The sequence below is a fragment of the uncultured Eudoraea sp. genome (assembly GCF_947490415.1).
In the GTDB taxonomy this organism is placed as follows: Bacteria; Bacteroidota; Bacteroidia; order Flavobacteriales; family Flavobacteriaceae; genus Eudoraea.
In genome coordinates this window covers 437,308-459,677 of sequence record NZ_CANLGX010000001.1, presented here as the reverse complement: position 1 = coordinate 459,677, position 22,370 = coordinate 437,308, and the positions used below count along the sequence as shown (strand labels likewise).

The following is a 22,370-nucleotide window of genomic DNA, read 5'->3' as shown; positions in this document are numbered from 1 at the left end:
TTACTGAATTGCGAATTTTACATTCACGGTACTTTCTATTTTTATTTTTTCAAATTCAATTTCAATGGGTTGATCTATATCTGCTTCTTTAGACATTTGTACCCTAACCATTCTTTCTGCCATCCTATTCTGGACCCCTGTGTTTAGATCAGATATAAAAAGAGCATGTCCAAGCTTTTGATCTAGAGGGATGAGCATTGCTTCTGCCTGGATTTTTGCTGCCCTTACAGCTCTTTGTCTTAGGTCAATTTTTAGCTTTTCAATTTTTGAATATTCGGTTTTTGTCAAACTTATATTTGAGACCCCAATAGTTTCAAGAGCCTGTATTACGCTACCAGCCGTTACGGCGTCATACACTACTAATGAATATTCTTTATCTTTTTGGACATCGGCTTTCCTAAGAAAATACTTTTTAAAATTACTCCCCAAATCAGAAAGGGTAAGTTGCTTATCGATATCAATACCTAGTGTTTTCAGTTTGTCGGCCATTTTATTTTCTAATTTTTCAACCGAAATTTTTCCTTTGGTGTCTGCTTCTGTAATTAGGATTGACAAATAAATACGGTCTGGTATGACTAAGGTATCTACCCTAGCAGTGGTTTCTAAATACGGTTGATCAATAAAGTTTTTACTTTGCCCGTAACTTGTGAGACTTGTTATTAAAAGCAGTGTAATCAAAAACCGAATAGCCATTTTTTGTCGAATTAAATATTTCATATTTCCAATTTGTCTGTACGAAACTAAATCTTTCTTATTGCTTTTGAAAGATATAATGAGGGAAGTCCTTACCTCTGTGAGTGTTCATTACCTATAGGAAAGTAAATACCACTCCATTGATTTAATTCTTCAAAAGGGAAAAGTGCTGAACTCGTAAATTTAATAACCGAGAACAGCACTTAAAAAATTCTTAATTCGCTTTTAAAGGGTACGTAAGTACTCTGCAACAGCCCGCGCTTCTTCTTCACTTAGATTTTGATTGAGCATAATGGCATTGTTGTATTCCTTTAATAAGGCTTGAGCAATAGGGTCTTCTTTAAGCATAACATCCGGGTTTAGGATCATATTCATCACCCATTCCGGACTTCTGCGGTCATAAACGCCCGCCAAGGCAGGTCCTATCATACGTTGGTTAGCCATATGGCAAGCGGTACAAATAGTGTTGTATTTTGCTTCACCTGCGGCAGCTAATTCAGAATCAATTTCTGCTCCAAATTCTAAGGAGGTTATAGGTCCAACTCCTTTGTTATTCAAATCAACCGGGACTGTTTCAGATTTAGTTTCTACTTTCACCTCCTTTTTGGCACGGTTCATTTCAAAACCCCCTTCTTTTTTCTCTTCTTTTTTTTCGCCGCAGCTCACTAGCAGGGCGCAAATTCCAATTATGGCAAATATTTTTCGCATGTTCTTTAGATTAGAGGCACTAATATATGAAATAGCACGGATCAAAAGAATTCATTTATAAATTTTAAGCCGATTTTTTCAGAATAAGATATGTTTCGTGGGCCAAAGAAGCCTACATGTCCGCCATGCTTCGGCATATCAAGAAAAAGAAGTGGGTTATTTTTTGCTTCTTCTATTGGGTAGCAATCCCTACCTAGGAATGAATCGTCCCGGGCATTGATAATCAAAGTTGGAATTTTTATCCGGGGTAAAAACTGAAGACTGCTGCACTGTGCATAATAATCTAAAGCATCTTTGAACCCATGAGCCTTACTGGTATAAATATCATCAAAATCTTTTAGGTTCCGGATGTTGTTTATTTCTTCTACGGATATTAATTCTGGGAATTTCTGCCGTTTTAAATACAATTTCTCCACCAGATGTTTTTTAAATCTTTTGGCGTAAAGTGTATTTTTCAATTTTAGCAATTGAATGAGGGAATCGTGCAAACTGCATGGAACGGATACGGTTACAGCTCCTTTTATTTGATTGGGCACAGGCCCTTCTCCAAGATATTTTAGTGTCAGATTTCCTCCAAGGCTGAATCCTTTGATATAAATACTACTATATTTCCGCGTAGAAAGGATATGTTGTATTACTTCTTTGAGATCTTCTGTTGCTCCGGAATGATAGGATCTGAATAGACGGTTGGTTTCTCCGCTGCATCCTCTGAAATTAACTGCACAACTATCTACCCCATTAGTATTGAAATGCTTTGCGCTTCCTGTTATGTAGGGGCGTTGCCCATGCCCTTCAAGTCCATGTAAAAGAATAACTACAACATTACTGGGGGTAGTGGAAAAGCTCCAGTCAAGGTCTATAAAGTCTCCATCCTCAAGTTCGAGACGCTCCCTTTGCTGGTTAAGGTCAGAAACCTTTCTAATCAGGCCAGAATAAATAGTAGAGATATGACCACTTTTAAACGGGAGAGGAGGATTGTAATTAGATTCAATCAGAGGCATATCTCAGAATTACTACAAGCCAATATTTCTTTTAACATACAAATCTGCTAATTGCTTAAGTATCATTTTGGATAAATTTCCAATGAGGCAATTTGTTCTTCAATCGCTGCTTTAAATTCAGATTTAAGATTTTTTACAAGCTCTGCAACACTAAGCACATTTTCTACGGTAGCTACTCCCTGACCTGCAGACCAAATGGTCTTCCAGGCTTTTGCCTCCGTATCTAATTCCTTTCCAAAGTCAATTTTAACATCCTTTTTTAAATCTTCTTCTGTTATACCTGCTGCAGTAAGGCTGGCTCCAAGAAAATTAGCGTGTACTCCCGATATGGCCGCGGTGTACCTTATATCGCTGGCCCCTGCCTTTATGATCATCTGCCGGTATTCTTCAGGCGCTTTACTTTCAAGAGTGTTAATAAATCGAGTACCCATATAAGCCAAATCTGCGCCCATTTGTAAAGCAGATGCAATATCCCTGCCGGTACTTATACAACCAGAAAGGATAATGGTTTTATGGTAAAACTTTTTAATCTCTGCCACAAGGGTCATCGGATTAATCGTGCCTGCATGACCCCCTGCCCCCGCAGCAACTAATATTAGCCCATCTACGCCGGCTGAAGCCGCCTTTTCTGCATGCCTTTTTTTAATTATATCATGAAAAACCAGCCCGCCGTAACTGTGCACGGCATCAACTACCTGCGACACTGCCCCCAAAGAGGTAATAATGATAGGAACTTTATGTTTTATGCATAATTTCAGATCTGCTTCCAATCTTGGATTTGTAGGATGAACAATAAGATTTACACCAAATGGTGCTGCTTTAGTTCCTGTTTTTTCTTCAAAAGAGTCTAATTCGGATTTTATTTGAATTAGCCATTCTTCAAATCCTTCACTTGTCCGTTGGTTAAGGGCAGGAAAAGTTCCTATAATTCCATTTTTGCAACATTCAATGACCAATTGAGGACCAGAGATGAGAAACATGGGCGCTGCGATGACAGGTAAAGAAAGCTCTTTGATAAATGCGGGTTTCTTAGACATAGTTTAATTTTGTGATTTTAAAAATAGGTATAAATTCTTAGTCAACGCAAGCCCGGGGATATCAAACCATTTATTTTTAAGACTCTTATGCATTCATTGTAAAGCAATATATTTTTATTTCTAATGGATTGTGAAATTCTTAGGAGTCATTTGAATGTTAAAAAGCATTTAGTATAATCTGCTCATCATAAAATTATGCTTCTGAGTTATGGTCATTCCTGATTAAAAAAGTTTAAAGAAAAAAAAATTAACTCGGTATGAATATCCCATAAATACAAAGGATATAACTACTTATTTGGTGATTTTCCCTGGCTTTGGTTTTTTACTTACAAGATAAACTCCTAACAAAACCAAACATGCGGCAGCTATTTTAACGGTGGTGAGTTTGTCTCTGCCACTCAGAACGGCAAAAAGAATCCCAATGACAGGTTGTACATATACAAATGCACTTACTGTGGATGCTTTTAATTGAGTTAAGGCAAATACATTAAATAAATAAGCGCAAAAAGTAGTCCCTATTACCACAAATGCCATTTTCCATATTGCTTCAAACGGCAGGGATGACCAGGAAACTTCTAAAAATTCAGGAAGGGCAATTGGTAAATTATAAAAGATGCCAATCAGGAACATCCACTTTAAAAGTGTAATGGGATGGTATTTTTCAAGTAACTTTTTTACAAGAATGAGGTATAGCCCAAAAAATAAAGAATTCAGCAAAAAGAGGGTATTGCCTAAAGGAATATTTGATGCGTCTTGCCTGATTTCATTACCATAAAGAACAAGAAAAAGGGCTCCTGTAAGACCAATCACTATACCGACTATTTTTAGCGCTCTAATTTTTTCTTTAATTAAAAAAAAAGATAAAATCACCACTATGATCGGGGTGGTAGTTACAAGAACCGCACTGTTTATAGGAGTGGATAAATCCAAACCTTTAAAAAATGCCAGCATATTAATCGCCATGCCAAAGAGTGAACACAACATTATCCGACCCCAGTCCTTCCGTTCAATTTTTTCTTTTGGCCCCAAAAAGGAAATACTCCAAAACAAAATGGAGGCTCCTAATACCCTAAGCATTATAAAACCGAAAGGCGTAATATACGTAGGCATCACCCCTTTGGCAATAGTATGGTTTAATCCATAAATTGTTGTGGCTCCCAGGGCGGCTAATATGGCGAGAGTTCGCTTGCTCAAGTATGTATAGTTTCTTTGGCAGCAGCAACTACCTTTTTACTATTCCCAATAAATATTTGATTGTTAACCAAAATAACAGGTCTTTTTAAGAAGGTGTAATGTTCCAATATCAATACCTCATAGTCCTTATCTTCAAGTTGCTTGTCTTTTAATTGGCGTTCACTAAATAGGCGAGCCCTTTTGCTAAATAAGGCTTCATAACTACCTGCTAAATTTCGCATTTCTTTCAATTGCTGAGGAGTAATTGGATCTGATTTAATATCCTGAAGCTCAATATCGCCAAGAGGTTTTAGTTCATTTAAAATACGCTTGCAGGTATCACAACTACTTAAGTAATAAATTTTCTTCATGGTTATTTTTTATCGAATTCAAAATTATAACAACTACTGCTAATTATTTTTAAATGAATATGCTATTTTTATTAATTGATAACGCCTTGTTACTAATCGTAAAATAAGCACGCATTGGAAAAAATATTTGACATCACAATTAAAAACAGGAAGATACTATACAAAATATTAAAACGAACTCCTCCTGAACTTCTATTTGAAATCCCGGAAGGCTATCGCAATAATATTTGGTGGAATATAGCTCATGTAGTTGCGACTCAACAAATACTTATGTACAAATTTAGTAATCTCCCTGCGCGCATCGATGATTCTCTAATTCAAAAATTCAGAAAAGGCACTTTGCCGGATACAAATCCCACAGATGAAGAGATAGATCATATTGCCGCTTTTTTGTTTTCTACGGCAGAATGGGCACAGGAGGACTATGAAAATGGTGTATTCAAGGAGTACAATGAATATAAGACCAGTACCAAAGTCACATTGCGAAATGTTGAAGACGCTTTGGCGTTTAATCTATATCATGAAGGCTTACACCTTGGAGTAATACTTTCTTTGGAAAAAATCCTCCTAAAAGAAGAGGCGTTCTAGGTTTTGATGTTCCCGGATAAAAATTTTCGGATATCCTTGTATGGAAGTGTCAGTTCTATAGGGCCATCGGCATAAGAAGCCACTTCATATTGATTGTACAATAGTTTGATCCCTTTCTCAGTAAAACCAATATTTTCAGGTAAATAAAAATGATCTTTCTCAAACATAAAGCCTGTACTGTTGATAGGCTTATTTACCGGGATATTGTGTTGTAATCTAAATTGGGTTTCAGCATACTGCTCAAACCCTTCCTTATCTTTAAATAACTCCCAGTCATCCATTTCCTTGCCTCTTTTTTTGCTAAAGTTTAGAAAATTTGTTGAACCATAACCATGAGCTCCACCGGTAAACAAATAAGACTGTAGTTCAATAGTTAGGAGTTCATTATCTTCATAGGTAACCATTCCATTAATTTTTGCCTGCCATCCAATAGTTTCATCAGGATAGATTTTTTTTAATTCAAAATATCCATTTGTAAATGACTCAATGGCCTCCTGAATGGTTTCGGCATTAATTTCATCATCAAAAGTTAATTTGGAAATAACTTCTTCCTGCAATGCGCGATTTATAGATTTGGCCAGTTTGTTATTACCCAATGCATTTGGAACTTCAATGGTAACTTCCGGACACTCCTCACATTTGGTATTTGCCAGAGTTAAGGCTTCAAATGTAATATTACCGCTGTCCTGACAGCTAACTATTAGGGCTAGAATAAAAAGGTAGGTTACATTGCGCTTCATTGAGTTAAATTTGGATCTATTGCAAAACTAAGGATTCATTGGTTTCTCCAAAAGATAACAATACATTTGTGAACATAAATTTATAATATGAGTGAAAAAGAATTGAGATTTAATAGCAAAGTAATACATGGTGGACAAAAGCCAGACAAGGCTTATGGTGCTGTAATGCCCCCTATTTATCAGACATCCACTTATGCTCAAACCAGCCCCGGCGAGCACAAGGGCTATGAATATTCCCGTAGTGCCAACCCAACAAGAACTGCATTGGAAAATGCACTTGCCAGTATTGAAAATGGAAATTTCGGATTGGCATTCGCCAGTGGATTAGCAGCTATGGATGCAGTTATTAAATTACTGGGGCCAGGAGATGAAGTGATTTCAACTAATGATCTTTACGGCGGAAGCTATCGTCTTTTCCGACAGATCTTTGAAAAGTATGGAATCAAATTTCACTTCATAGGTATGCAGGAAGTATCCAAAATTGCTGCATTAATAAATTCAAATACAAAACTGATTTGGGTTGAGACTCCAACAAATCCAATGATGAATGTTATTGACCTTAAGGCTGTTTCTGAATTGGCTAAAAGTAATAAGTTGCTTATGGCAGTAGATAACACTTTCGCAACACCGTATTTGCAGCAACCGCTGGAATTGGGGGCCGACATAGTTATGCATTCTGCTACTAAGTATCTTGGCGGGCATAGCGACGTGGTTGTGGGAGCTTTAGTTGTAAAGGATGCTGCATTGGCGGAGAAATTATATTTCATTCAGAATGCCAGTGGTGCCATATGTGGTCCTATGGATAGTTTTTTAGTGCTTCGAGGAATTAAAACATTGCATGTAAGAATGCAGAGGCATTGTGAAAATGGGAAACAGATTGCCGAATTCTTGCTTGAACATCCTAAAATTGAAAAAGTATATTGGCCTGGCCTTAAGGATCATCCCAATCATGAAATTGCCAAAAAACAAATGAAAGCTTATGGCGGAATGATATCTTTTGTACCCAAAGGGAGCAGCTTAAAGGATGCTATTTCTATAGTCGAAAAGCTAAAGGTTTTCACACTTGCAGAATCATTAGGCGGGGTGGAGAGTTTAGCGGGTCACCCGGCAAGTATGACCCATGCCAGTATTCCTAAAAAAGAACGGGAAAAAAGCGGAGTTGTTGATTCACTTATTCGGCTTAGTGTTGGAATTGAAGATGTTCAGGATCTTATTTCTGATCTGGAACAGGCTATCGGATAAATTTTATCATATTTTAAAAAAAAGCTGCTTTAAATTACAGAAAAGATATAATTTTGCGCTTGAATTATTAATTCAATAAAAACTTCAGCTAATCAATTATAATATGAACACAACTATTGAAGCATTTATGGATGAGGTTAGGACCCGAAATGGTCATGAACCGGAGTTCATTCAAGCTGTACAGGAAGTAGCCGACACAGTAATTCCTTACATCATCCAACATGAAATCTATTACGGTAAAAACATCTTGTTAAGAATGGTCGAACCGGAGCGTTTGATTTCCTTTAGAGTTTCTTGGGTAGATGATGAAGGGGAGATACATGTAAACCGAGGATATCGTATTCAAATGAATTCGGCAATTGGTCCTTATAAAGGAGGACTTCGTTTTCACCCATCGGTTAATGCAAGTATTCTTAAATTTCTGGCTTTTGAACAGGTATTCAAAAATAGTTTAACTACTCTTCCAATGGGAGGAGGAAAGGGAGGTTCGGATTTTGACCCTAAAGGAAAATCTGACGATGAAGTTATGAGGTTTTGCCATGCTTTTATGGCGGAATTATGCAGGCATATAGGACCGAACACGGATGTTCCGGCGGGAGATATTGGAGTAGGAGCAAGGGAAATTGGTTTCCTGTTTGGTATGTATAAGAAGATTAGAAATGAGTTTACCGGTGTGCTTACAGGCAAGGGATTATCATGGGGTGGATCAAAAATTCGCCCTGAGGCAACCGGATATGGTACCGTATATTTTGCTCAAAGTATGTTAAAGACAAAGAATGAGGAAATTAAAGGAAAAACGGTTGTTGTTTCAGGATCTGGAAATGTTGCTCAATACGCTGCTGAAAAGATTTTACAACTGGGCGGAAAAGTTTTAACATTATCTGATTCGGGTGGATATATTTATGATAAGGATGGGATTGATAATGAAAAATTGACTTTCATTATGGATCTCAAAAATAATAAACGCGGTAGAATATCTGAATATGTGAAAAAATATAAATCGGCAACTTATCATGAAGGCAAACGCCCTTGGTCAGTTAAATGTGATATTGCCCTGCCATGTGCAACTCAAAATGAATTGGATGGTAATGATGCTAAAGAATTAATGACTAACGGCTGTCTTTGTATTGCTGAAGGGGCAAATATGCCTTCTACTCCTGAGGCAATCCACGCTTTTCATGATGCAAAAGTCTTATTTGCACCTGGTAAAGCTTCTAATGCCGGTGGTGTAGCCACTTCAGGCCTGGAGATGTCTCAGAATTCTTTAAGAATTAGCTGGACGAGAGAGGAAGTAGATGAAAGGTTACGTCGAATTATGGAAGATATTCACGATTCCTGTATTGAATATGGAATTGAGGATAACGGATATTGCAATTATGTGAAAGGAGCCAATATTGCTGGCTTTGTTAAGGTTGCAGACGCTATGCTCGCACAAGGTGTGATCTAAATAATAATTAGGCGGTTGGTAATAACGGGAACTGAGCTTTCAATTTTGCGAAAGATGTAGCTCCCGTTATTGCCAATCTTATTTTATTGTTAATTCAACCTATCTTTGCTTTATTCTAAGCGCAATAGATGCAAATTACCACTAAAGCTTTAATTCTATCTTCTTTAAAATATGGAGATACAAGTTTAATAGTTAAAGCATTTACCTACTCAGATGGATTAAAATCGTATCTTCTTAAGGGAATTTTAGCCTCCAAAAAAGGCAAATTAAAAACCGCCTACTTTCAACCCTTAACACAACTGGAAATAGTTGTGAACCACAAAAACAAGGGTACTCTGGAAAGACTTATTGACGCTAAAGTCAATTATCCGTACCAAACTGTTCATACAGATATTGCTAAAAATGCAATGATCTTATTTTTGGCAGAAATGCTGGTCAACAGCATTTTTGAAGAAGAGCAAAACAAAGACTTATTCCATTTTCTGGAAGCTTCACTTCAATGGCTGGACACACATGATAGCATAAGTAATTTTCATTTGTTTTTTCTATTGGGATTATCAAAATATTTGGGGTTTTATCCAGACACAGGAAAAATGGATTACCCGTATTTCGATTTGGTGGAAGGCGCGTTTATTGAATTTCCAGGCATAAATCCAATTCTAAAAGAGGAAACCCTTGATCTCTTCAAGGTATTTTTAGGCATAAATTTTGATGAGATTCATATGGTAAGGATGGGCAAAAAAACCAGGCAAGAACTATTACAATCCCTTGTACTCTATTTTGAAGTACATTTGCACGGATTTAAAAAGCCCAGATCACTCGCTATTTTGAATGAAGTTTTTAGCTAAAATGCAAAGGGGAATTTTTCTTATTTTACTTCTTTTTATTAACGTTATTTCTGGTCAGGAAATAACGATTCTTGATGTGGAAACACAGGAACCAGTGATTAATGCAGTTCTTTACAATAATGATAAGTCAAAGACTGCCTTGTCCGATTTTGACGGAAAATGTGATATATCTGTTTTTAACAATAATGAACGTATTACACTAAGACACCTTAGTTATCAGACTAAAAGATCCACCAAGCAGCTACTTATAAAAAGGGAGGGGAAAGTTTATCTTAGTTTAAAACGTGAACAGCTGGATGAGGTGGTGATGTCGATTTCTAAATGGGAACAGCAAAAAAAAGACATACCGCAAAAAATAGTTTCCATTAACGCGCAGGCAATAGCATTTACAAATCCACAGACTTCAGCAGATCTTTTACAAAACAGTGGTAAAATATTTGTCCAGAAAAGTCAGTTGGGCGGCGGAAGCCCTATAATCAGGGGTTTTGCAACAAACCGACTTGTATTATCAGTGGATGGGGTACGAATGAATAATGCCATTTTTAGGGGTGGAAATATTCAGAACATAATATCTATAGACCCTTTTACCATTAAGAATACTGAGGTGGTTTTCGGACCTGGTTCTGTAATATACGGAAGTGATGCCATTGGTGGAGTAATGAATTTCATTACAAATAAGCCCCAATTTTCAACCACTGATAGTTTAAATATTACAGGAAATATGAACTATCGATATGCTTCGGCGAATGGTGAAAATACAGGGCATTTCGCTATAAACCTGGGATCACATAAATGGGCTTTTTTAACCAGTGCTTCATATAATAATTTTAATGATTTGAAAATGGGCCAACATGGTCCGGATTCTTATCTCAGAAATGAATATGTAAAACGGTTGAATGGGACTGATGTATTGGTTGAAAATAAAAATCCCCGTATTCAAATCCCAACAGGATATGATCAGATTAATCTTATGCAAAAGATATCTCATAAACCAAATAATAATTGGAGTTATGATTTAGGATTGTTTTTTTCCAGCACTTCAGATTACTCCAGATACGACAGGTTAATAAGACCAAACAGCAGTGAAACCGGATTGCGTTCCGCAGAATGGTTTTACGGGCCACAAAAGTGGTTTATGGGGAATATGCAGATTTATAATAAAGGCCGGGGCAGGTTTTATGATGGATTAAGAATTACAACAGCATTCCAAAATTTTAAGGAAAGCAGAAATGACAGGCAATTTCAGGATTCCATACGCTATACAACAAAAGAAAATATAGATGCACTTTCCTTAAATGTTGATTTTGAAAACAAAAAAATTGGAAATTTAAGACTGTATTATGGAGCTGAATATATTTTTAATAAAGTGGGATCCGAAGGGTTGCAAACCAATATTGAAACCGGATTTGTAGAAGCCTCCCAGTCCAGGTATCCGGATGGTTCTACCTGGCAGACCCTGGCAGCTTATGTGAATAGTGAATTGAAAGCTAAACCAAATTTCACCTGGTTGGCGGGGATTCGCTATAGCCATGTCTGGATTAATGCAGATTTTGATACAACTTTCTATCCTTTTCCTTTTGATAATTCAGATTTGAATAATGGAGCCTTGACTGGAAACATAGGGTTTAGCTGGTTCCCTAAAGCAGATTTACAGTTCACACTTAACGGAGCAACTGGCTTTAGAGCTCCGAATATTGATGATATAGGTAAGGTATTTGATTCTGAACCAGGATCCGTGGTAGTACCAAATCCATATCTGAAACCGGAATATGCCTACAACGCGGAATTTGGAGTACATAAGAATTTTAAAGATAAAGTAGTACTAAAAGGGGCGGCTTATTATACCTACCTGGTAGATGCTCTGGTTCGAAGAGATTATCTGTTTAACGGGGAAGAAGAAATCATTTATAATGGGGAATTAAGTAATGTACAAGCCATTCAGAATGCTTCCAATGCATATGTGTATGGCTTCGAATTTGGTTTGGAGGCATTTCTTTCAGATAATTTCTCCATTTTATCAAACCTCACTTTAACTGAAGGAACAGAAGAGGACGAAAATGGCAATGACACTCCGGCAAGGCACGTACCACCGACTTTCGCTGATTTTCACCTTATTTGGAGGAACCAAAGGTTTAAGACGGATCTTTTCCTGAATTACAATGGTCAAATATCGTTTAAAGACCTCGCGATTTCAGAAATAAATAAAAGTTATATCTATGCCAAAGACGCAGATGGAAATCCTTATTCACCCTCCTGGTATACTTTAAACTTAAGGTCTCAGTATCAAATTTCTAATCCTTTAAAACTGACACTTGCTATTGAGAATATTACCAATCAGAGGTATCGATCATATTCATCCGGAATAGCAGCGTCAGGAATTAATTTCATTCTGGGATTGAGTTTTCGTTTTTGAGATTATAAAAAGGGCGTTTATTTAATTCTAAAATTATTTCAGATTTCCATACTCTTTTCACTCATATGCCGGGTTATTGTATCTAGAAGCTTCAGGAATACCAAAAAAAGCGACTGTATTTATCATATATTGACATTTTTAAGAAAGACCCATAATTTCAATCTAATTCCTTAATTTTGCAGCCTTAATTATATCAAAGGAAACCGTTTGTATGAAATTTGCGGAATATAAGGGATTGAATTTAACCAAGGTTGGGGAAGAAACACTTCAATTTTGGAAAGCCCAGCATATTTTTGAAAAAAGTATTACCACAAGAGAAGGTCAGGAAAACTATGTTTTCTATGAAGGCCCACCTTCGGCAAATGGAATGCCTGGTATCCATCACGTCATGGCCAGGACTATAAAGGATATATTCCCCCGATATAAGACAATGAAGGGTTTTCAGGTAAAACGAAAAGCAGGCTGGGATACACATGGTCTGCCTATTGAACTGGGGGTAGAAAAAGAACTGGGAATAACTAAAGAGGATATTGGGGTAAAGATTTCCGTAGAACAATACAATGAGGCCTGTAAAAAAGCGGTAATGCGGTATACAGATGCCTGGAATGATCTTACGGAAAAAATGGGTTATTGGGTAGACATGGATGACCCATATATTACCTACAAGTCCAAATACATGGAAACCGTTTGGTGGCTGTTAAAACAGATTTACGATAAAGGACTTATCTATAAAGGATATACAATTCAGCCCTATTCGCCAAAGGCAGGCACAGGTCTAAGTTCTCATGAATTGAATATGCCCGGCACTTATCAGGACATAACCGATACTACGGTAACCGCTCAATTTAAAGTTGTAAGTAGTTCATTGCCCCAATTTCTGGAACCGTTTAAAGACGAGTTGTATTTCCTGGCATGGACAACTACGCCGTGGACACTGCCATCAAATACTGCGCTGACCGTTGGGCCAAAAATTGAATACGTTTGGGTAAAAACGTACAATCAATATACTTTTCAGCCTATTACAGTCATCTTGGCAAAAAACCTGGTAGACCAGCAGTTTGCAGGTAAATTTATCGAGGTGGAAAATGAGGGAGAGCTATTATCTTTTTCTAAGGAAGATAAAAAAATCCCATACTTCATTCAGGGATCCTGTATCGGTGAAGAATTAGAAGGCATAAAATATGAGCAGCTAATCGACTATGCTAAGCCCTATAGCAATCCCGAAAATGCTTTCAGGGTAATAGCAGGTGATTTTGTTACTACGGAAGATGGTACAGGGATAGTGCATACTGCACCCACCTTTGGGGCAGATGATATGCAGGTGGCACAAAAGGCAGATCCACCCGTACCTCCATTATTAGTATTGGATGAAAATGAGAATGCAGTACCCCTGGTGGATTTACAAGGAAGGTTTCGAAAAGAAATGGGGGATCTGGCAGGCAAATATGTCAAAAATGAATACTACGAAGATGGGAAAGCCCCGGAGCGTTCAGTTGATGTTGAAATTGCCATTAGACTAAAGGAAGAGAACAAAGCATTTAAGGTTGAAAAATACGTACATAGCTATCCCAATTGTTGGCGTACAGATAAACCAATTTTATATTACCCCATGGATTCTTGGTTTATAAAAATTACGGATGTAAGGGAACGCATGTATGAACTCAACCAAACCATAAATTGGAAGCCTAAAGCCACAGGGGAGGGAAGATTTGGTAATTGGCTTGCAAGCGCAAACGATTGGAATCTTTCAAGATCCAGATTTTGGGGTATACCCTTGCCAATTTGGAGAACTGAGGATGGTAAGGAAGAAATTATTATTGGTTCTGTGGAACAATTGAAAAAGGAAATGACCAGATCGGTTGAGGCAGGTCTTATGAAATCTGAAGCGTTCAAGGATTTTGAAGTAGGAAATATGACTGAAGAGAACTATGATAAGATAGATCTTCATAAAAATATAGTAGATCAGATTGTCCTGGTTTCAGATACAGGGAAACCGATGAAGCGGGAGAATGACCTTATTGATGTTTGGTTTGACAGCGGATCTATGCCCTATGCACAATGGCACTATCCTTTTGAAAATAAAGAAGTTATTGATAAGCGGGAAACCTTTCCGGCAGATTTTATAGCGGAAGGTGTTGACCAGACCAGAGGTTGGTTTTATACATTGCATGCTATTGCAACAATGGTTTTTGATTCCGTGGCCTATAAAAATGTAGTCTCCAATGGACTGGTGCTTGACAAGGAAGGTAAAAAAATGTCAAAGCGGTTGGGAAATGCCGCAGATCCGTGGATGACGATAAAGGAATATGGCCCGGATGCAACGCGTTGGTATCTCATTTCAAATGCCAACCCATGGGATAACCTTAAGTTTGATCCTGAGGGAATTGCGGAAGTAAAAAGAAAATTTTTCGGAACATTATACAACACCTATTCATTTTTTTCTCTTTATGCCAATATCGATGAATTTAATTATTCTGAAGAAGAAATACGTTTGGAAAATCGACCTGAGATTGATCAATGGATTTTGTCGGAATTACATACCCTGATAAAAAGAGTCGATGAAGCTTATGATAATTATGAGCCTACAAGAGCTGCCAGGGCCATTGCATACTATGTTCAGGAAAACTTAAGTAATTGGTACGTTCGTTTAAGCAGGAGAAGGTTTTGGAAAGGAGATTATCAGGAAGACAAAATATCTGCTTATCAGACGCTATACACTTGTTTAGTTACTATCGCTAAACTCTCTGCTCCAATTGCACCATTCTTTATGGACAGGTTGTTTATAGATTTGACCAGAACCACAGGGATAGATCTTTGTGAGAGTGTTCATTTATCTAACTTTCCGGAATATAAATCTTCTGTTTTAAATAAGGAATTGGAAAGTAAAATGCAAAAGGCGCAAACCATATCTTCACTTGTTTTATCTATTCGTCAGAAAGAAAAGATTAAAGTGCGACAGCCTTTACAAAAAATTATGATCCCCGTTTTGGATGAAAAACAGCGTTCAGAAATTGAAGCAGTAGCAGATTTGATAAAAACAGAGGTTAATGTAAAAGAAATTAAACTTTTGGATGACGCCTCAGGGATATTGGTAAAACGTATTAAGCCTAATTTCAAAGTACTGGGCCCGAGGTTTGGTAAAGACATGAAACTGATAAGTGCAGCAGTTAACAAGCTTGATCAAAATGATATTCAAAAAATTGAACGTGAAGGTAAAATTTCACTTGAAATAGAAAATAAAAGTATTATATTACAGTTAAAGGATGTAGAGATATCTTCTCAGGATATAGAAGGCTGGCTGGTCGCCAGTTCGGGTTCACTTACAGTGGCATTGGATATCACCATTGATGAGGAGCTGAAAAAAGAGGGGATAGCTCGGGAACTTGTAAATAGAATTCAAAACCTGAGAAAAGATTCTGGTTTTGAAGTAACAGATAAAATAGATATAAGAATATTAAAGGACGGTTTAGTCGAAGGAGCAGTTAAGAGTAATATTAGTTATATAAAGAACGAAACCTTAACCTCTGAACTTAATTTTGAAGAACAAATGGAAGATGGCGTGGCCATTTCCTTTGATGATGTAAACACAAAATTGTCTATCCAAAAACACTAAAATTATGGGACAAGATTTAAAAGTAAGGTATACCGATAAGGAATTAGAAGAATTCAGGGTACTGATAGAGGAAAAGATAGAGAAAGCTAAAAGCCATCTCGAATTACTCAGGAGCTCCTACATGAATGATGGAAATAATGGTACGGATGATACTTCTCCAACTTTCAAGGCTTTCGAAGAGGGTTCAGAGACAATGAGCAAAGAAGCAAACACTCAATTAGCAATACGACAGGAAAAATTTATTCGGGATCTTAAAAATGCATTGCTAAGAATAGAAAATAAGACCTATGGTATTTGCCGTGTAACAGGGAAACTTATTAATAAAGAACGTCTTAGGTTAGTTCCTCATGCTACGCTTAGCATTGAAGCTAAAAACATGCAAAAATAGCGATCAGATACTTTTATCTTTAGTTGATTTAAGTTTATACTGATTAAAAATTTTAAGCATTTATTTTACCGTAAATTCAGTAAGTGTTTTGCATTTTTCGGCTATAAGGCCCTAGCCAATTCCGGCAAAAATTCTATATCATCTGCCAAAAGGCCAGAACATTCTATTGAAGAAGATCAATTCGTAATTTCCATTGGTTAGTTTTAATTGAATATCCTGGTCTTTTGTTGGTAGAATAATCCCTATTTTAGCCGAATCTATTTTGAAAAAGAATGAATATTAAGAGGTCAATACTGATTATAGCCATTGTTTTATTAATCGATCAGCTTAGTAAAATATATATTAAAACCAATTTTGAACTAGGAGAATCAACGGAAGTTTTTTCCTGGTTTAGAATTCTTTTTATTGAAAACGAAGGAGCTGCATGGGGGGCCAAATTAAGTGATATTTTACCTATATCAGACAAAATCGGCAAATTGGTTCTCACAGTTTTTCGCCTTTTTGCAATCATCGGAATTGGGTACTGGCTTTATGACATTATTAAGAAGAAAGCAACGATAACTCTTATTACGGCTGTTTCCCTGATTTTTGCCGGAGCGCTTGGAAATATTCTTGATTCTTTATTCTATGGGATAATTTTCAACGACAGTTATAACCAGTTGGCGACATTGTTTTCTGAAGAACCATATGGGAGCTTATTTTATGGTAAAGTAGTAGACATGCTTTACTTTCCATTAATTGATACGAATTGGCCTGAATGGGTTCCTTGGGTTGGGGGGGATAATTTTCGATTTTTTGAACCGGTATTTAATGTAGCCGATACCGCCATTAGTACGGGAGTAGGGATATTAATCGTATTTAATAAAAAAGCTTTCGGAAAAAAAGATTCTTAAAAAATATAGACTTTATCCGGAGTAACGCAGTAATCCATTACAATATCGTGTTTCTGTATATCACTAATTTTATCCACGGGTTTAAATAAGGAAAGACCAATTTTTATCACGTCTTTACGGCAATCATCATTTAAAAACTTGTCATAGAAACCTTTACCATAACCTACCCTGTGGCCAAGTTTATCAAAAGCTAAAAGAGGAACAAAAACGACATCAATTTTAAGTGGGGGCACCAATAACCCGTCTACAGGTTCCGGAATATTCCATTTGTTTTTTCTCAAAATGGTATTATCTGTAAGTAAATAATGAACCAGTTTAGTATCATCTAAAACCTTTGGGAGCACAATATTTTTATCTTTTCCCTGTAGGATAGACATAATAAAACCTGTATCAATTTCATTCTTCTCTGAGATTGATAAAAAAAGATGGTAAAAATTGAACGTCCAAATGGGTAATTGCAATACCCTGTTAGCAATTTCTAAACTGTAGTTTGAAATTGTTTCTGAAGATAATTCATTTCTTAATTGAAGGAAGTTTAATCGAAGCTCTTTTTTTAGCATAAATACCGATTAAACATGTAGCTAGTTTGGGGAACTATTTTAATAAAATTACTCTTTTGCCGCAACAGCAAAATATATTTTAAAAAATAGCATCAAAATGAGGTACATACCTAAAGTGATGACATAATTTTCCATGTAGTTAATTTATTTTTCTGGTTAAATATAAAGAAATAAATGTCAATTGTCCTATAAAAGGCACAATTTAATCGTTGAAATGCACAACTTTTACAATACTCTTAACATTTTACCTGCTATTAAATAATGCAAGTTCCTTAGGCATATTATGTTAAAAAATTGACAATCAATTGATTACCGAAAATATTTTGGAGGGGATAACTTTTTAAGGCAAATAATTGTTAACTGAAGGTGTTGACAAATTATCAATTTATTGATTTTGGTCCTTTTTATTTCAAACTTAACTTGAGGGTAACAGGGTTAATAATAATTGTATTGTAACTTACCTTTGTATATAAGAGGACCATTTTATTAACAAATTTATGCCCGAAATACCATTAGAGATTAAACTGAGTACATTACCTGACAGTCCGGGAGTATATCAATTTTATGATGCTGATGGTAAAATTTTATATGTAGGGAAGGCAAAGAATCTTAAAAAAAGAGTTTCGTCTTATTTTCACAAGACGCATGAGTACGGAAAGACTCGTGTAATGGTAAAGAAAATAGATTCCTTAAAACACATAGTTGTAAAAACGGAATCTGATGCATTACTTCTTGAGAATAACCTGATAAAAAAATACCAGCCAAGGTATAATGTGCTGCTTAAGGATGATAAATCATATCCTTGGATTTGTATTAAGAATGAGCGCTTTCCAAGAATCTTTCCGACTCGAAAGTTAATTAAGGATGGTTCTGAATACTATGGCCCATATACCAGTATGAAAACCGTAAAAGTTTTACTTGAACTTATAAAAAGTGTGTATCCTTTACGGACTTGTAATTATGATTTATCCCCTGAAAAAATTAATGCCGGAAAATATAAATTATGCCTGGAGTACCATCTTGGAAATTGCAAAGGCCCGTGTGAAGGCCTTCAAAATTCTGAAGAGTACCATAAACAGATAGATGATATTAGACAGATAATCAAAGGCAATTTTAAGTCCTCCCTTCATTATTTTAAAACGCAAATGAAATCACTTGCTAAGGAGATGCAATTTGAAGAAGCACAACGCATTAAGGATAAAATTGAAGTCCTGGAAAACTATCAGGTTAAATCTACAATAGTTAATCCCAAAATAAACAACGTTGATGTATTCAGTATTATTTCAGATGATGCATTTGCCTATGTAAATTTCCTGCAACTTTCCCACGGATCCATAATTCGGTCTCATACCATGGAAATAAAAAAGAAATTGGAAGAATCTGATAAAGAGCTTTTACAATTGGCAATTATTGAAATTCGACAGCGTTTTAATTCTCAGTCCAAAAATCTTTTACTCCCTTTTTCATGCACTTTAGGTGATGATATAAAAGTTACTGTTCCCAAATTAGGGGATAAAAAAAAGCTATTGGAGTTGTCCGAAAGAAATTCGAAGTACTATAGACAAGAAAGATTTAAACAAGTTAAGATTACAGATCCGGATAGACACACAAACCGGATTATGGCTCAAATGAAAACAGATCTTCATCTGGCTGAAGAGCCAAGGCATATAGAGTGTTTTGACAATTCAAATATCCAGGGAAGTAATCCTGTTGCGGCATGTGTGGTTTTCAGAAACGGAAAACCGTTTAAAAAGGAATACAGACACTTTAATATTAAAACGGTGGATGGCCCCGATGATTTTAAATCAATGGAGGAGGTGGTATACAGACGCTATAAAAGATTATTGGAAGAAGATTCCGGACTGCCTCAACTTATAGTGATTGACGGAGGTAAAGGACAATTATCTTCGGCAGTGAAGAGCCTCGATTTGCTCGGTCTAAGAGGTAAAATAGCAATTATTGGGATTGCGAAAAGGCTGGAAGAAATTTACTTTCCCAATGATCCAATACCATTATATCTGGATAAAAAGTCTGAAACACTGAAGATAATTCAACAATTAAGAAATGAGGCACATAGATTCGGGATTAATTTTCATAGAAATAAGAGAAGCAAAGCAGCTATTGATTCTGAATTGGAACGGATTCGTGGAGTAGGTAAGAAAACGGCAGAAGAGTTGCTCAAAAACTTTAAATCTGTAAACAGAATAAAAAAAGCTTCAATTGAGGATCTATCGAAAACTGTTGGAAATGCCATGGCAAAGAAAATTTATGAAAATTTCCATTAATCCCATATCTTAACCTTATGCAAAGATTGGCCTTAATTCTTACGTTTTTTATCTGTGTCGGAGTTAGTCGGGCCCAACTAAATGAACCGGTCAAGGAGCTAAAAGTAGGTCTGGTTCTCAGTGGCGGAGGGGCTAAAGGGATGGCGCATATAGGTGCACTTAAGGTAATAGAAGAAGCTGGCATAACCATAGATTATATTGGAGGCACAAGCATGGGAGCCATTGTCGGAGCATTATATGCTTCGGGATATTCTGCCAATGAGCTGGATTCATTATTTAGAGATGCTGATTTTAGTGATCTTATTCAGGACAATCTTCCGAGAGGTGCGAAAACGTTCTATGAAAAAGAAGATTCTGAAAGATACGCACTTACGCTTCCTTTTAATAATTTCAAAATATCGTTCCCATCGGCAATTTCCGGGGGCCAAAGAATTTACAATGAGCTCGTAAGACTGCTATATCATGTAAGGGATGTAAACGACTTTAACAACTTACCCATTCCATTTTTTTGCATTGCAACTAATATTGAGACCGGGGCTGAAGTCTTATTAAATAAAGGATATCTGCCGGAAGCAGTTATGGCAAGTGGTACATTTCCATCACTATTTGAACCTACAGAATTAGATGATCAAATTTTGATTGATGGAGGTGTTGTAAATAATTATCCCATCATGGAAGTAAAACAATTAGGGGCTGATATCATTATTGGAGTTGATGTGCAGCATACCCTGAGAGACCGTGAATCTTTGCAGTCGGCTACTGATATATTACTTCAGATTAATAATTTTAGGACCGTTGACCATATGAAAGTAAAGGTCAAGGAAACGGATATTTATATCAGACCTGATATTGACGAATTTTCTGTTATTGATTTTGATCTGGCCGGGCCTATAATAGAAAACGGGCGAACTGCAGCCCTTGAACATCTCGATACTTTAAAGAAATTAGCTGCAAAACAGAATCGTGTTAAAAAAAGTACCGGGAATATCGTGCCAACGGATTCCATATTTATCAATAGATTAGTCCTGGAAGGAAATATTAATTATTCCCGTGCCTATGTTAAGGGTAAATTAAGGATTAACCTACCGATCAAAACCACTTTTCAAAAGCTACAACAGGGTATTAGCAATCTGGCCGCTACTAACAATTTTAATACAATTCGTTATGAGCTGATTTCAAACGGGCTAGGGGAAGATTTAATTGTAAAGCTTAGAGAAAACCCCAATAAATCTTATTTAAGACTAGGGGTGCATTATGATGATTTATACAAAACTGCTGCCCTGATTAACTTTACCAAAAAGAATTTGTTGACGAAGGACGATGTTGCCTCAATTGATTTTGCTATCGGGGATAATATTAGATATAATTTTCAATATTATCTGGATAAAGGTTCTTACTGGAGCTTTGGAATTAATTCACGACTCAATGATTTTTATGATGAAATTAATTATGAGGTAATACGCTCTAATTTTGTTGTCCAGGATGATCAAAATATTAATGAAATAAATCTTGATGTTTCAGATTTCACCAATCAACTATACCTCCAGACTGTTTTTAAAGAGGAATTTGCTTTCATAATGGGCGCTGAGCATAAATTGCTAAAGTATAGTTCCAGGACTTTTAACAATCAGGATAGTCTTGTTCCACCTACATCCGGTAAGCGCTTATATTTTGAAAACAGCAATTATTTTAGCACTTATGGAAAATTAATACTGGATACCTATAATAACAGATACTTTCCCTCAAAAGGGCTGTATTTTAATGGAGATTTTCATTTGTACTTATTTTCCTCCGACTTCAATAATAACTTTAAAGAGTTCTCTATTGCAAAGGCAAGAATGGGGGCTGCCTTTCCTATAATCCGAAATCTTTCCATTAACCTGGAGACTGAAGGGGGGTTTAAACTGGGGAATTCTCAGGTGAAAGCACTGGATTTTGTTTTGGGAGGTTATGGCAATGATCTTATCAATAACTTTATTCCTTTTTTAGGGTATAATTTTCTAAGCTTGCCTGGGAATAGCTATGTTAAGGCTTATGGTCGCTTGGACTTTGAATTTATTAAAAAGCATCATGTGATGTTTTCTGCTAATATCGCCAATGTTGAAGATGATCTTTTCAGAACCGGGGAATGGTTTACACTGCCCGATTTTTCAGGGTATGGCCTATCTTATGGATGGGATTCCTTTATAGGCCCTGTGCAGCTAATGTACTCCTGGACTCCGGAAATAGATGATGGTAATTTTTTCGTCAGTGTTGGTTATTGGTTTTAGAAGTTTAGGTTATATGCAATTGATGGGAAATGCTCGTGGTTTTTACCAAGATTGGTAGTTTTTTCCGATATTTGCATGGTATAGTAAGCATAATGTTAGA

The 22,370-nt window shown here is 36.4% G+C and carries 18 protein-coding genes; 10 read left to right on the top strand and 8 right to left on the bottom strand.

Translation table 11 applies throughout. The features are described from left to right. The 6 genes from Q0874_RS01980 to Q0874_RS01955 form a co-directional block, all read right to left on the bottom strand. On the bottom strand, positions 1 to 717 hold the full coding sequence (locus Q0874_RS01980; protein WP_299158712.1) for an SIMPL domain-containing protein: 717 nt from the start codon (positions 715 to 717) through the stop codon (positions 1 to 3). Between the two features lie 201 nt (positions 718 to 918). Continuing rightward, positions 919 to 1,401 (bottom strand): cytochrome c, encoded by a 483-nt coding sequence (locus Q0874_RS01975; protein WP_299158709.1) that lies wholly within the window; start codon positions 1,399 to 1,401, stop codon positions 919 to 921. A gap of 41 nt (positions 1,402 to 1,442) precedes the next feature. Further along, the gene (locus Q0874_RS01970) at positions 1,443 to 2,402 is read right to left on the bottom strand and encodes an alpha/beta fold hydrolase (protein WP_299158707.1); all 960 of its coding nucleotides are present in this window, start codon (positions 2,400 to 2,402) and stop codon (positions 1,443 to 1,445) included. A gap of 62 nt (positions 2,403 to 2,464) precedes the next feature. Then, a complete protein-coding gene (locus Q0874_RS01965) occupies positions 2,465 to 3,439 on the bottom strand; it encodes a nitronate monooxygenase family protein (RefSeq protein WP_299158705.1) in 975 nt (324 codons plus the stop codon). A 291-nt stretch (positions 3,440 to 3,730) separates the two neighbouring features. After that, positions 3,731 to 4,633 (bottom strand): DMT family transporter, encoded by a 903-nt coding sequence (locus Q0874_RS01960; RefSeq protein ID WP_299158703.1) that lies wholly within the window; start codon positions 4,631 to 4,633, stop codon positions 3,731 to 3,733. Further along, complete coding sequence (locus tag Q0874_RS01955; protein ID WP_299158701.1) at positions 4,630 to 4,983, bottom strand: arsenate reductase family protein; 354 nt, start codon at positions 4,981 to 4,983, stop codon at positions 4,630 to 4,632. The genes Q0874_RS01960 and Q0874_RS01955 overlap by 4 nt, the downstream gene beginning before the upstream one ends. 114 nt (positions 4,984 to 5,097) lie before the next feature. Here Q0874_RS01955 and Q0874_RS01950 point away from each other — a divergent pair, with 114 nt between their 5' ends. Next, positions 5,098 to 5,571, top strand: a complete 474-nt coding sequence (locus Q0874_RS01950; protein WP_299158698.1) for a DinB family protein — start codon at positions 5,098 to 5,100, stop codon at positions 5,569 to 5,571. On the opposite strand, the gene Q0874_RS01945 is transcribed toward Q0874_RS01950, so the two are convergent. Next, the gene (locus Q0874_RS01945; RefSeq protein WP_299158696.1) at positions 5,568 to 6,311 is read right to left on the bottom strand and encodes a DUF3298 and DUF4163 domain-containing protein; all 744 of its coding nucleotides are present in this window, start codon (positions 6,309 to 6,311) and stop codon (positions 5,568 to 5,570) included. The two genes, Q0874_RS01950 and Q0874_RS01945, sit on opposite strands and share 4 nt — an antisense overlap. 87 nt (positions 6,312 to 6,398) lie before the next feature. On the opposite strand from Q0874_RS01945, the gene Q0874_RS01940 reads away from it, so the two are divergent. From Q0874_RS01940 to Q0874_RS01910, 7 genes are all read left to right on the top strand, one after another. Beyond that, positions 6,399 to 7,553: a cystathionine gamma-synthase gene (locus tag Q0874_RS01940; RefSeq protein WP_299158694.1), complete on the top strand. Its 1,155-nt coding sequence runs from the start codon at positions 6,399 to 6,401 to the stop codon at positions 7,551 to 7,553. Positions 7,554 to 7,656: 103 nt separating this feature from the next. Further along, entirely contained in the window at positions 7,657 to 9,000 is a 1,344-nt protein-coding gene (gene gdhA, locus Q0874_RS01935; protein WP_299158692.1) for an NADP-specific glutamate dehydrogenase, read from the top strand. 128 nt (positions 9,001 to 9,128) lie between these two features. Next, positions 9,129 to 9,848, top strand: a complete 720-nt coding sequence (gene recO / locus Q0874_RS01930; RefSeq protein ID WP_299158690.1) for a DNA repair protein RecO — start codon at positions 9,129 to 9,131, stop codon at positions 9,846 to 9,848. Beyond that, positions 9,832 to 12,261 carry a TonB-dependent receptor gene (locus tag Q0874_RS01925; RefSeq protein ID WP_299158687.1) on the top strand — a complete coding sequence of 810 codons (2,430 nt, stop codon included), beginning with the start codon at positions 9,832 to 9,834 and terminating at the stop codon, positions 12,259 to 12,261. Before recO ends, Q0874_RS01925 begins: the two co-directional genes overlap by 17 nt. A gap of 211 nt (positions 12,262 to 12,472) precedes the next feature. After that, a complete protein-coding gene (gene ileS, locus Q0874_RS01920) occupies positions 12,473 to 15,874 on the top strand; it encodes an isoleucine--tRNA ligase (protein ID WP_299158685.1) in 3,402 nt (1,133 codons plus the stop codon). 4 nt (positions 15,875 to 15,878) lie between these two features. Next, entirely contained in the window at positions 15,879 to 16,262 is a 384-nt protein-coding gene (locus Q0874_RS01915; protein ID WP_299158683.1) for a TraR/DksA C4-type zinc finger protein, read from the top strand. Positions 16,263 to 16,534: 272 nt separating this feature from the next. Next, entirely contained in the window at positions 16,535 to 17,155 is a 621-nt protein-coding gene (locus Q0874_RS01910) for a lipoprotein signal peptidase (RefSeq protein ID WP_299158681.1), read from the top strand. Here the strand turns inward: Q0874_RS01910 and Q0874_RS01905 are convergent. Continuing rightward, a complete protein-coding gene (locus Q0874_RS01905) occupies positions 17,152 to 17,715 on the bottom strand; it encodes a 5-formyltetrahydrofolate cyclo-ligase (protein ID WP_299158679.1) in 564 nt (187 codons plus the stop codon). The genes Q0874_RS01910 and Q0874_RS01905 overlap by 4 nt on opposite strands. 497 nt (positions 17,716 to 18,212) lie before the next feature. Here Q0874_RS01905 and uvrC point away from each other — a divergent pair, with 497 nt between their 5' ends. Then, a complete protein-coding gene (gene uvrC, locus Q0874_RS01900) occupies positions 18,213 to 20,000 on the top strand; it encodes an excinuclease ABC subunit UvrC (protein ID WP_299158677.1) in 1,788 nt (595 codons plus the stop codon). Positions 20,001 to 20,017: 17 nt separating this feature from the next. Further along, positions 20,018 to 22,270, top strand: coding sequence for a patatin-like phospholipase family protein (locus tag Q0874_RS01895; protein ID WP_299158675.1), 2,253 nt, complete (start codon positions 20,018 to 20,020; stop codon positions 22,268 to 22,270). Positions 22,271 to 22,370 lie beyond the last annotated feature (100 nt).

Bases quoted from the DNA above. Each gene is read 5' to 3' on its own strand.
- Q0874_RS01980 (WP_299158712.1), bottom strand. From the start codon at position 717: ATGAAATATTTAATTCGACAAAAAATGGCTATTCGGTTTTTGATTACA.
- Q0874_RS01975 (WP_299158709.1), bottom strand. From the start codon at position 1,401: ATGCGAAAAATATTTGCCATAATTGGAATTTGCGCCCTGCTAGTGAGC.
- Q0874_RS01970 (WP_299158707.1), bottom strand. From the start codon at position 2,402: ATGCCTCTGATTGAATCTAATTACAATCCTCCTCTCCCGTTTAAAAGT.
- Q0874_RS01965 (WP_299158705.1), bottom strand. From the start codon at position 3,439: ATGTCTAAGAAACCCGCATTTATCAAAGAGCTTTCTTTACCTGTCATC.
- Q0874_RS01955 (WP_299158701.1), bottom strand. From the start codon at position 4,983: ATGAAGAAAATTTATTACTTAAGTAGTTGTGATACCTGCAAGCGTATT.
- Q0874_RS01945 (WP_299158696.1), bottom strand. From the start codon at position 6,311: ATGAAGCGCAATGTAACCTACCTTTTTATTCTAGCCCTAATAGTTAGC.
- Q0874_RS01940 (WP_299158694.1), top strand. From the start codon at position 6,399: ATGAGTGAAAAAGAATTGAGATTTAATAGCAAAGTAATACATGGTGGA.
- gdhA (WP_299158692.1), top strand. From the start codon at position 7,657: ATGAACACAACTATTGAAGCATTTATGGATGAGGTTAGGACCCGAAAT.
- recO (WP_299158690.1), top strand. From the start codon at position 9,129: ATGCAAATTACCACTAAAGCTTTAATTCTATCTTCTTTAAAATATGGA.
- Q0874_RS01925 (WP_299158687.1), top strand. From the start codon at position 9,832: ATGAAGTTTTTAGCTAAAATGCAAAGGGGAATTTTTCTTATTTTACTT.
- ileS (WP_299158685.1), top strand. From the start codon at position 12,473: ATGAAATTTGCGGAATATAAGGGATTGAATTTAACCAAGGTTGGGGAA.
- Q0874_RS01915 (WP_299158683.1), top strand. From the start codon at position 15,879: ATGGGACAAGATTTAAAAGTAAGGTATACCGATAAGGAATTAGAAGAA.
- Q0874_RS01910 (WP_299158681.1), top strand. From the start codon at position 16,535: ATGAATATTAAGAGGTCAATACTGATTATAGCCATTGTTTTATTAATC.
- Q0874_RS01905 (WP_299158679.1), bottom strand. From the start codon at position 17,715: ATGCTAAAAAAAGAGCTTCGATTAAACTTCCTTCAATTAAGAAATGAA.
- uvrC (WP_299158677.1), top strand. From the start codon at position 18,213: ATGCCCGAAATACCATTAGAGATTAAACTGAGTACATTACCTGACAGT.
- Q0874_RS01895 (WP_299158675.1), top strand. From the start codon at position 20,018: ATGCAAAGATTGGCCTTAATTCTTACGTTTTTTATCTGTGTCGGAGTT.